Raw genomic sequence first — 10,549 nt, 5'->3', positions numbered from 1 at the left:
ATCCATACCGCTCTTTCCAATACTTATTTGAGCCGTATAACTTCTGGCAACCCACTGCGAGATTTCGAGGATGACCACGCTCCAAGAAGGCAGCCCCTTCTCTTGGGGGAATAAGCGCAACGGCTCGCTTAATCTTAATAGCAGCGTGACATGCTCTCGTGTCGTAAGTACCATCACCAGACACCTCAAGGATACTTCGGCGTGTTTGTTTCAGTAAGTTCGAGAGTACTTCCCCATCTCTAACCGTCGATAAACTTAGCTCGGCTGCAATAATTACATGAGTGCTTGTATCGACGGCAATATGAAGCTTTCGCCAGACTCTACGCTTGCCATCTGTCCCGTGTTTTTTGACTTTCTATTCACCTTCGCCATAAACCTTTAGGCCAGTCGCATCAATGGCTAGGTGCTGTATCGCTCCTTTCGTTTTTGTCTTAAATGAGACCTCAACTTGCTTTGCTCTACGACTGATGCAGGTGTAATGCGGACAGCTTAATGGAACATGGGCCAGTCTAAATATCGAGTTGATAAATCCTTGCAACGCTCTCAGTGGCATAGAAAACACGCGTTTCACCATGAGTGCTGTCGTGATAGCTAAATCACTGAATCGACGTGGCCTACCGCGCTTATTCTGTTTGCTTTGCGCCCACCCGCTATCGCCTCTTCATCAATCCAAAAGGTCAGAGAGCCACGGTTAATGAGTGATTGGTTGTATTGCTTCCAGTTGGTTGTTTTGTAAAGAGGTTTAGGCATAGAGCTACGAGAGGTAGTGAACGTAGCTGATCAGATCGTAGGTTCTTGATTTAGTTCCATTGAATTACGCAACAAAGCCAGTTAACGCTACTTGGAATATCAAAAAGAGGAAATAAAGAACTGAGAACGCTATTTATCCATGCCGCAAGGTCAATTTTATGGAAAGATAAGTCGGTCGAAAAATATTTTGGTTCATGGCTTATTGAGCTTAAGAAGCGAAAATCTTTTAACTTGGCTGTGTGGTGAAAAATTGAAAATACAGGGGCATTTTTTGGAATACTTCCCGATTACTATTTGTTTTCGCTAAGAGCCTAAATTATCGATGAAAAACGCCCCTCTTGAAAGGGGTGTAGATTTGAACACACTGTTTTTACATGAACGCCAAGTTACTCTTATCCAGGAGCACTTTAACTCCAGAATACAGGCTAAAAATGACGAAATTACAGTTAACGGCGATTATCGCTAAAACGCCTCTGTCGGATAGGCGGCACCTGTTCCCAGATGCCTCCCTCCTCAGAACCGTACGTGCAACTTTCACTGCATACGGCTCAAGCCTCCACAAAGGCATCGTTAAGCACCCAGTAACAAAATTACCTTTGCGATACACACTTAAAGCTTTAAAACTGCCCCAATGGCCATTTAATGAATAAGAAACCACGGTTCGCTGTCAGAAGACGCACTGATTTTATTCGAAATCATCATTTGTTTTTCTTCTTTAATAAAGTTCTTCAAGCTATCTCGCAACGGGAGACCAGTTAGAAGTCAGCTCGCTTTCGCGCCAGATATAACCTGTATCTACTTCATTACAAAGTAGCATTCGCTTTTTCTAACCTCCTTTACCTGCATACCTATCGGCAACCTTTACAGGCTGCTTTCCCATAGGGAGATATACAGGCTTGCCCTGTTCCGTATGCCGCATAAAATGTCAACTTAGATGCCCACAATGGTGCGGAGAGTGCAATGACCACGAAAGAGTAATGTCCAATCTCTTCCCGACTCTCGTTGCCTTTTGGCTACAGCGTATTAACCACTTCCGCTGCTTCATCATATAACGCGCCTTAAATGGATTCATTATATTCATCATATTGCCCCCCTAGCACTCACCCGACTTGTGGTTGTCAGGAGGAACGTCCTCTAACGATTCTTCCAGCTCAGTCAACAACCAAGCTTCGTTACATTGTCAGAGCCGCTTCTTTATTCAGGCTCCTAGGGGCATCTGGTAGTACAGATGGTTCACCCTTCGTGGTGAACAACGTTTCATACGACTTCAGGTCGCCCGGACATTTCTGAGTTACACGTTTTATTAAATTAATATTTCATGAATTATTTAAGGTCTTGTAAAACCTCTAGCCTAGTGGCCAAATTTACTCACCTACAACACGTTAAAACGAGAATACGGAAAGTCAATAAAAACCCTTATAACATATGGGATTTTATTAATTCAATTAATATTGAAAGTTATTTTGATAATAAATAATCATTATTATTTTTTTATATTTATCTAGCTGAGCTATAAAAAGACTTCATTTTTAATATATGGACGTCTTTCTAAATGCCTTTTCAAATACTCTGCTCTCAAGGACGTGTCGCGGACAGAGCAGATCGTATGCTCGAGGGCGCAAAGCTCACAGCAAATAAACTTGCTCTATATTATGACATTACACCTAACTACGTAGGGCAACGATCGCCTACGAAATCGGATGATTGGAGTGTTGCACTCCAGGAATCTCGAAAGACCCTCGCTCTGTTGCAGACAAAAATCTCCCATTTACTAGCCACTGGCGATAGCCCTGTCCTATTTGCATCAAATACCTGCTCAGCGAGCTTAGCGACACTGCCCGTTGTTGCATCGACTTTTCCTGACATAAAGGTCCTATGGATCGATGCACACAGTGACTTTAATACCCCTGAAACGACAGAAACCGGTTATCTCGGCGGGATGGTATTGGCTGCTACATGCGGCCTGTGGGATAGCGGTTTTGGCGCGGGAGTTAAACCTAATAATGTTGCTTTAATTGGCGTACATGACATCGATGAAAAAGAACTTAACAACGTTAATAATGCAGGTCTCATGCACTTTCCCCCTTCAACTCTGACGCCAGAGTCAGTCATCAAATTCATTGGTGATTCCAAAGTCTGGGTTCATGTGGATTGGGACGTTATGGACCCGGGGCAGATTTCCGCTGACTTCAAAGTCGAGGGAGGCTTGAAAGTCGCCCAATTATTGGATCTATTCGAGTCACTTCCTAACAACCAAATTATGGGCTTAGAACTTGCTGAGTTCTGTGCAGATAGCCACTCGTCAGTAGCCAATACAGAAGGACTAGATCTCATCATTCAAGCCGTGGATGCGCTATTCAAAAAAAATAAGAGTTTATAGTCATGGAAATCATCAAAACTAACCCTGCGGCTCTTGCGCCTAATGAGCAACATAAAACCTTGTATACACATGCAGAACTGTTGCAAGAACTGAATCAGTTTTCAAACTGGAAGAAGGAAGCGTGGGAAGAATTCAGTAAGAGAGTCAGCGCCCCTGAGTTCCCTTGCCTGTTTAGCCGCAGAGCGTGGAACTCTAAGACTATCCAAGTGCTGTTTTGTGAGTCGGATGAACACAACACTTACTACCCGTTTTTGCATGGACTGATTGCTTATACGGACATGTTGAATTCCACTCCAGTTAATAAGCGTATGTTCTCGCCATTAGTGGTGTTTTTTTCTCCGGACCTTTCACTTTCAATGGCACCGCACAAGCTTGGTTGGGAAGTCTTAAATTGGACGCATGAGCACGATGTCGCTCAATGGCCTAGGCATATACCTATCGACCCCGAGGCATCTAAATGGACATACTGCTTTAATGGTGTCGAACTGTTTATCAACATGAGCTCAGACAAGCATCAAGTGCTTAGAAATCGGAATCTCGGCTCACGCCTTAATTTTGTGATTAACGCAAGGGAGGTCTTTGACATGGTCGCTAATGGTGAAACGAAAGGTGGCAGGCAGGCTCGAGAGCGTATTCGAAATCGTGTCAAAAAATACAACAACGGAGTGATGCCAACTGAGTTGGGGTTTTATGGAGAAGAAGAAAACCTCGAATGGCGTCAGTATCAGTTGCAAGAAGCTAGTGTGAAACGACCAAGACTGTGTCCCTTCAAATAAAAACTAACGAGAGAACGTAGATGCCTTTATATAACTCAATAACAGAAACTGTTGGATGCACTCCAATTGTCAAACTAAACAATCTTGCTCCAAAGGGAGTCGAGGTTTATGTCAAAGTGGAGTCTTTCAACCCAGCTGGTTCAGTCAAAGATAGGCTTGCACTCTCAATCGTGTTAGACGCTGAAACAAAAGGTTTGCTCAAGAAAGACGACACAATTATTGAATGCACTTCAGGTAATGTTGGAATTGCCTTGGCCATGGTTGCCGCAGCCAGAGGAGACAAATTTATCGCCGTAATGGGGGATGGATATTCGCTAGAACGCAGGAAGCTAATTCGCGCTTACGGTGGTGAAGTCATCTTGTTCCCAAGTGAACAAGGTAGTAGCGGCGGTAATCGAATTGCCGACCAGCTTGCAGCTCAGAATGGATGGTTCAGACCCCGCCAGTTCGATAATCCAGCTAACCCTGCTTATCATCGTGAAACGACAGCAAGTGAGATACTCAGTGATTTTTCTGGTAAGCGTTTGGATTACTTTGTCACAGGCTTTGGTACAAGCGGAACTCTTACGGGTATTGGACAGATGCTGAAGGTGGCACGACCGGAGGTTGAAATTGTCGTCCCAGAACCTAAAGGTGCTCAGATCCTCGCAAAGGACCAATGGAAAGTTCACCCCATCCAAGGTTGGACCCCAGATTTCATACCAAGTGTGCTGGATAAGAGTGTGGTGGATAACCTTGTCACTGTTGATGGAAATTTGGGGATCACGACGGCACGTGACTTAGCTCGTCACGAAGGCATTCTTGTTGGTATCTCTGCCGGGGCAACGGTAGCTACAGCTTTAGAAGTGGCTAAATCTGCATCTAAAGGAAGCGTGATATTGGCAATGGCACCAGATACAGGAGAAAGATATTTGTCTACTGAGTTGTTTGATCAACTTGGTAATGAAGAAACGGACCCTTTTATTACAACTTGGAGCGAAGAGTCTATAACAGCTGAATGTAATGCATAGTTCACCCTCTAAATACTGGATTTATGTTAATAGTACACGTGACATGTAAACGCTATCAACGATAATTATCAACGAAAGGAATACTCGTATGGAAAAACGAATTTCATTAAGTGTGTTGGCGTTGGTCATGTTCTGTGTGACCTACTCTGTAAACCTTCAAGCACCTCTTTACAGTGTTTATGCCGAAAACAGTAACATGGGCCCCGCGGCGGTCGCCATCGCCTTTGCTGCCTATGTATTGGGTCTATTGCCTACTCTATTAATGCTAGGGGGTATTTCAAATAAAGTAGGTAGGAAGCAACCCATATTCCTTGCACTATTGTTAAGTGCGGGGGCAACGGCATTGCTCGTCATTCAGCCAAATTGGACCTCGTTATTTGTCGCAAGACTGCTATTGGGTGTTGCTACCGCCTTAACCACAACCTCAGTCTCAGCGTATATATACGACCTTATTGATGAACGAGAACAAAAATTTGGTACGTTGCTAGTGGCCGCGTCTACGTCGTTGGGGTTTGGTAGTGGTGCACTTGCGACAAGTGTGAGCCTAAACGTAGCTGGCATGACAGTGCTGCCATACAGTTACCTCAGTCTATTTCTACTCGTTTCTTTGTTGTTGTTGTTGCTGGTTCGATTGCCGAGCAACCAAACCATAAAACCAAATCTCAAACTCATTACATTGCCTTGCTTCCCCACCAACACGTGGTCGTATGGTTTAGGCATGATGTTAGCTTGGGCTACAACGGGTATGGTCATCGCAATCGTACCAATACTTCTCAATGAGATGGGTTTAAGCGATTGGACTGGCTTAATGGTTTTCCTATCTATTTGCACTGGTTTTTTGACTCAACACATTGCTAAACGCTTGCACCCAAACTCAAGCCTAATATTGGGATGTTTCTTTACGGTATTTGGGTTTAGCCTCATAGCACTTGGCTACTATCATGAATCTATCACGATCATTCTTTTCGGAGCCAGTTGCACTAGCCTTTCAAGTTATGGTTTCACATATATGGCGGGGCTACTTAAGTTTACGAGTAACCATAACATCGACAAGGCAAGCTCTACGGCTGGCATGTACATCTATTCTTATGTCGGATTTTCGATACCTGTAATTACGTCCGGATTCATAGCGCAGCGCTTCGGTAACTGGATGGCGATACTCAGTTTTCTAACACTTCTACTGGCTCTTTGTTTCATTATTGTCGTCGGAAAGTTGATAGAAGGGAAGAAACAAACTCACTTTATGAAAGTTAAGAGCTAGGAAGGCTGAATGTCAGACTCACAGATTTCGCTCATTACAGGAGCAAACAGAGGGATCGGTTTTGAAATTGCAGCAGAACTTGGCAAGCAAGGTCATAAGGTACTGCTTGCTGGTAGAAAAGCAGCAGCAATTAAAGAGGCTGCTGCTAACCTGAACCTCCAAGGTATCGAAGTCTATTGCTTATGTATGGACATTACCGACGACAAATCTATCAAAGAAGCCGTCCATATCGTTGAAACCTTGTTTGGTAAGGTCGATATACTTATAAACAACGCAGCAATAAGGGTTGAAGAATATGGCACACCGCCGTCTGAACAACCACTCATAAAATGGTTTGAAACGTTCAATACAAATTTGTTTGGTACGGTAAACGTAACCCGCAGCTTTTTACCTTTACTCAAGCGCTCAATGAAAGGAAAAATCCTCAATGTATCGAGCTTATTGGGATCGGTGACGTTACATAGTGACACCAAATCATACGCATACACGGATGAATTCAAATCTCTACCAGCGTACAGTGCCTCAAAAAGTGCCCTCAATTCTTGGACTGCTCACCTCGCCTATGAGCTTCGAGATACCTCGATAACGGTAAATAGCATCCATCCCGGCTATACAAAGACCGACTTAAACGATGGCGATGGGATGTTAACCCCAAAAGAAGGAGCCCTCACAGCGATAAAAGTGGCACTTGATGCTGACAGCTTAGTGAGTGGTCAGTTTATTCACATGGAATCCCTTCTTCCCTGGTAGTAAAAGGAATAGTTAAATGCTCGCAACAAAGAAAGTCGCTTTAGTCTCAGATAGTGATAGCCTAGCTGTCGACTATGATATGCCTTATATTCTGGACGCTTTTAAGCGTACTGACGTGGAAGTTGATGTGATATTTTGGGATAGCCCCAACCACGATTGGGCTATGTATGATGTGGTTGTCCTGCGATCACCGTGGACCTATATGGAGAAAATTGAGCCATTCATTGAATTTTGCCAACAAGTTGAAAATTGTTCAGTACTGCTCAATCCTCTATCGGTGATCAGATGGAACTCAGACAAGAGTTATTTGAAACAACTCGAGAAGCAGGGTGTCCCAATTGTCCCGACAGAAATCATCTACTCAGAAACTGAGATTCAAGCAGCCGTTGCTAATCTTCAAGATAACTACTGGAAAGTTCACGAAGTCGTGATTAAACCAACAGTTGGTGCCTATTCATTCGGTGTCATTCGTCTGTCCATCGAAGATTTAGACAAAATAACTCAGCATGTGCGTTACCTATTAGGACTAGGTAAGGGCGTCATTATTCAACCAGACCTACATACGATTGAAGAGCATGGTGAAACGAACATGATTTACTTTGATCATACGTACTCACATGCGATTAAGAAGGAACCTTTGCTCGCACAACGTGGTGAGACTAAAACGCCGGACATGGAATTTCGCAAGCTAAAAGAAGCGAATAGTGAAGAGAAGGCGTTGGCGAAGCGTATATTGAGGTTAGTACAAAGCAATCTTGGTCTTTCTCAACCACTTCTGTACGCGAGATTAGACTTCATTGAAGGTAAAAATGGTCGGCCGCCGCTGCTGGAACTTGAGATAACCGAACCATCACTAAGCCTACCACTTACGCCTGAATGCGTTGATATATTTGTGCAGTCGATTATTGATAAAGCCCCAAAGCCTGTATATATAAAGGATTCTTTGTAACTGCCCTGGTTACCTATAAGCAGTTAATCGGTCTTCGAACATAATTATAAAGCGGTTCAGAACTTGTCGCCATTTGCTTATATGGGCATCGTCCATTGTACGGAGACATCCTGGATCGCTAAGAAGATCGTCTTCCCTGCCACTTCATCCGTTGGGAATAGCTTACTTTTGTTGACGGCTTTCGAGATAAAAAGTGACGGATAAAAATTTAGCCTATGAAGTTTCTGGACAAAAATAAATCAGTACCTTTGCTAAATTAGAAAGTCATGAATAACTACAGGTATGGAAAGTCACTTAATTTGGTGTCCAGTCTTGGCTGTGCAGATCATTGTCTATCTTTACCATCCTGTTTAATGTATTTGCGATAGGCTCATTATGGTCGCATAACACTCGGTAAACACACATAATGAAAGGAATTTATCTATGATATTTAAAGGAATCAGTGCTTTCCCGATCACCCCGATGTCGGATGAACGAATCGACGTGACCGCTTATAGTCAGATTCTTGGCCGTTTAATTAACGCAAGGGTTGATTCTATATGTGCCTTAGGGTCAACAGGTTTATATCCGTATTTAAACGCATCAGAGAAACATAACGCGATTGCTACAGCAGTTGAAATGGCAGGAGAAATTCCTGTCTTGGCTGGCATCGGGTCGCTACGATTAAGGGATGTGCTTGCTAATGCTGAGCAAGCAGAGCAGCTCGGCGTAAAAGGTCTTTTACTCGCGCCTATTTCTTATCATCGGTTATTCGATGAAGAAGTCTATGAACTCTATCGACGTGTATCGGAGAGCGTTTCGGTACCTATCTGTGTATACGACAACCCAGCTGCTACCCATTTTACCTTTAGTCACGAACTCCATGCTGAGATTGCAAAGCTAAAAATGGTGCAGTCAATAAAGTTCCCTGGTGCGCAATTTGAAGATCAGGGTGGATGCCGAGTTCAAGCTCTCAGAAAACTACTGCCAGGCAATGTAACGATTGGAGTTAGTGGTGACGTATTCGCTTCAAATGGCATTCAAGCAGGATGTGACGTTTGGTATTCCGTCCTAGCAGGTTTGTTCCCACTCACCGCTCTATACTTATTTAAGCAAGCCAAAATTTCTTCCCCTGCGCAAGCGAAAGAACTCTCTCTAAGATATGACAGACTGTGGCAATTGTTCTCAGATAATCTCGGTGCCATGAGGGTGATGGTCAGTGCGGCAGAAATATTAGGCTATGCTGAATCCCCATGTTTACCAACCCCTTTGACAGGATTAGATAGTGAATCCAAGCTCATTCTGCAAGAAATTATCTCAGAGTTAGATCTCGCTTAACACTATATGTAGAGTGAAATTTCTTACGGGATTTTTCGACCCAAAATCAAGATGGCAAGCTTTGGAGCAAAACCGTGTCAGTGTTTTTACTAATCTAGCTGCCACGGGTAAAATGTGATCTACCCTGTCAGCACGAAGCTGGACACTTCTGAGTTACGAACCATAGAACATCCTGACTTTGCGGATTACTTCTAGTATTACAACCATACGACCACCCTGCATGTTGTTGGCCAAATGCCCTTATCCACTACAGATGGCAATTGCCGACAACAAAAAACTTATACCTAATAAGTCAAAACCTAAAACATCCTCTTTTAGAAGGTAATATCCAGAAACAATACCAATAATAGGTATAACCAAGATATTTAAGTTAGCTGACATCATCAATATACTTCGGCACTTCTGGTAGGTTATTTCATCGAAGAAGACTACCAGTTCATCTCAATATCTATCTGCCTAGGTTTTATCTTGATAACTAACTAATGTATTAAAGTACCTGCCAAGCACTTTATTAAAATCACTAATATAACCACCTACCGAGGTAGGTGGTTTTGAGAGAGAAATCTAAGACTCAGACGTTTGCCGCTAAGGAACAGAGACACACGATGCGTAAAGATAGTCGTCGCTCGGCATAGTGAGCCCAGAGTGACCATTTCTGAGAGATATATTGGCATAGCCCGGACCACGAGACGTTGATGTCCAGTAATTTATCCTGACTGCCCAGCCACGAGCAGTAAACATATTTCCATTTGTGTTGAATAGTCCCCTTAACTCATTCACAGTAGCTAAACGCCAGTTGGTTCGTCCTGCAATACTCTTGGAATTATATGTGTCACACAATGAATCTGCGTTATTCCAATCGAAAATATAGAAATCCCCAGTAGGACCTGAAGTTCCTATTTCTTGTGTAAAACCTTTATTTGTACTGCCTCCTCTACTATCTAGGAACGTTTTGGATGGTGAATTTGTAAACAATTTCCCACTACCAGTATCGAAGATGTCAAGACATGAAGCTCCCGTACTCCTACATGCATAGACATCCACGTCCACTGTGTTACTGGTGACTCCGTCTAGGAAAGCCTCAACCGTCGTGGTGGCGACTGTGTCCCCAGACAATAAACCAGTAGGCGTGACCGTTGCTGTCTGTGGTTCATCCGGTGTCCACGTGACCGAACGGCTGACATCTGATGAGGTCCCATCACTGTAGGTCGCTGTTGCAAGTAACTGTTGTGTTTGACCTTTCGCGACTAAGACCTGTGAAGGCGTGACGGTGAGCGAGGTGACGATGGCATTGGTCACCTCCACGTCCACTGTGTTACTGGTGACTCCGTCTAGGAAAGCCTCAACCGTCGTGGG

General features: G+C 43.6%; 10 protein-coding genes and 2 pseudogenes. 9 read left to right on the top strand and 3 right to left on the bottom strand.

The window, feature by feature from the left end; genetic code table 11:
• Positions 1-750 (bottom strand): annotated as a pseudogene (locus ACED59_RS22630) (IS5 family transposase); the annotation flags it as partial.
• A 63-nt stretch (positions 751-813) separates the two neighbouring features.
• On the opposite strand from ACED59_RS22630, the gene ACED59_RS22625 reads away from it, so the two are divergent.
• The 8 genes from ACED59_RS22625 (at position 814) to ACED59_RS22590 (ending at position 7,876) form a co-directional block, all read left to right on the top strand.
• Positions 814-996 (top strand): transposase, encoded by a 183-nt coding sequence (locus tag ACED59_RS22625; protein WP_371731383.1) that lies wholly within the window; start codon positions 814-816, stop codon positions 994-996.
• 185 nt (positions 997-1,181) lie between these two features.
• Positions 1,182-1,400, top strand: coding sequence for a hypothetical protein (locus ACED59_RS22620; protein WP_139137543.1), 219 nt, complete (start codon positions 1,182-1,184; stop codon positions 1,398-1,400).
• Positions 1,401-2,356: 956 nt separating this feature from the next.
• A complete protein-coding gene (locus tag ACED59_RS22615) occupies positions 2,357-3,130 on the top strand; it encodes an arginase family protein (RefSeq protein WP_237297817.1) in 774 nt (257 codons plus the stop codon).
• A 2-nt stretch (positions 3,131-3,132) separates the two neighbouring features.
• On the top strand, positions 3,133-3,906 hold the full coding sequence (locus tag ACED59_RS22610; protein WP_017102335.1) for a YqcI/YcgG family protein: 774 nt from the start codon (positions 3,133-3,135) through the stop codon (positions 3,904-3,906).
• A gap of 20 nt (positions 3,907-3,926) precedes the next feature.
• Positions 3,927-4,916 carry a cysteine synthase A gene (gene cysK / locus ACED59_RS22605; protein ID WP_371705075.1) on the top strand — a complete coding sequence of 330 codons (990 nt, stop codon included), beginning with the start codon at positions 3,927-3,929 and terminating at the stop codon, positions 4,914-4,916.
• 88 nt (positions 4,917-5,004) lie between these two features.
• On the top strand, positions 5,005-6,177 hold the full coding sequence (locus ACED59_RS22600; protein WP_017100377.1) for an MFS transporter: 1,173 nt from the start codon (positions 5,005-5,007) through the stop codon (positions 6,175-6,177).
• Positions 6,178-6,186: 9 nt separating this feature from the next.
• Complete coding sequence (locus ACED59_RS22595; protein ID WP_017100376.1) at positions 6,187-6,927, top strand: SDR family NAD(P)-dependent oxidoreductase; 741 nt, start codon at positions 6,187-6,189, stop codon at positions 6,925-6,927.
• A 16-nt stretch (positions 6,928-6,943) separates the two neighbouring features.
• Positions 6,944-7,876, top strand: coding sequence for a RimK family alpha-L-glutamate ligase (locus tag ACED59_RS22590; protein ID WP_371705076.1), 933 nt, complete (start codon positions 6,944-6,946; stop codon positions 7,874-7,876).
• A 9-nt stretch (positions 7,877-7,885) separates the two neighbouring features.
• Here ACED59_RS22590 and ACED59_RS22585 read toward each other — a convergent pair.
• Positions 7,886-8,064 (bottom strand): annotated as a pseudogene (locus ACED59_RS22585) (IS256 family transposase); the annotation flags it as partial.
• Between the two features lie 235 nt (positions 8,065-8,299).
• On the opposite strand from ACED59_RS22585, the gene ACED59_RS22580 reads away from it, so the two are divergent.
• Positions 8,300-9,193, top strand: a complete 894-nt coding sequence (locus ACED59_RS22580) for a dihydrodipicolinate synthase family protein (RefSeq protein WP_017100374.1) — start codon at positions 8,300-8,302, stop codon at positions 9,191-9,193.
• A gap of 585 nt (positions 9,194-9,778) precedes the next feature.
• On the opposite strand, the gene ACED59_RS22575 is transcribed toward ACED59_RS22580, so the two are convergent.
• Positions 9,779-10,549, bottom strand: a 771-nt coding sequence (locus ACED59_RS22575) for an Ig-like domain-containing protein (RefSeq protein ID WP_371731382.1), incomplete at its 5' end; no start/stop codon positions are given.

The sequence above is a fragment of the Vibrio sp. FF266 genome (genome assembly GCF_041439695.1).
Classification (GTDB): domain Bacteria; phylum Pseudomonadota; class Gammaproteobacteria; order Enterobacterales; family Vibrionaceae; genus Vibrio; species Vibrio tasmaniensis_A.
This window is presented reverse-complemented; position numbering and strand designations above follow the sequence as displayed.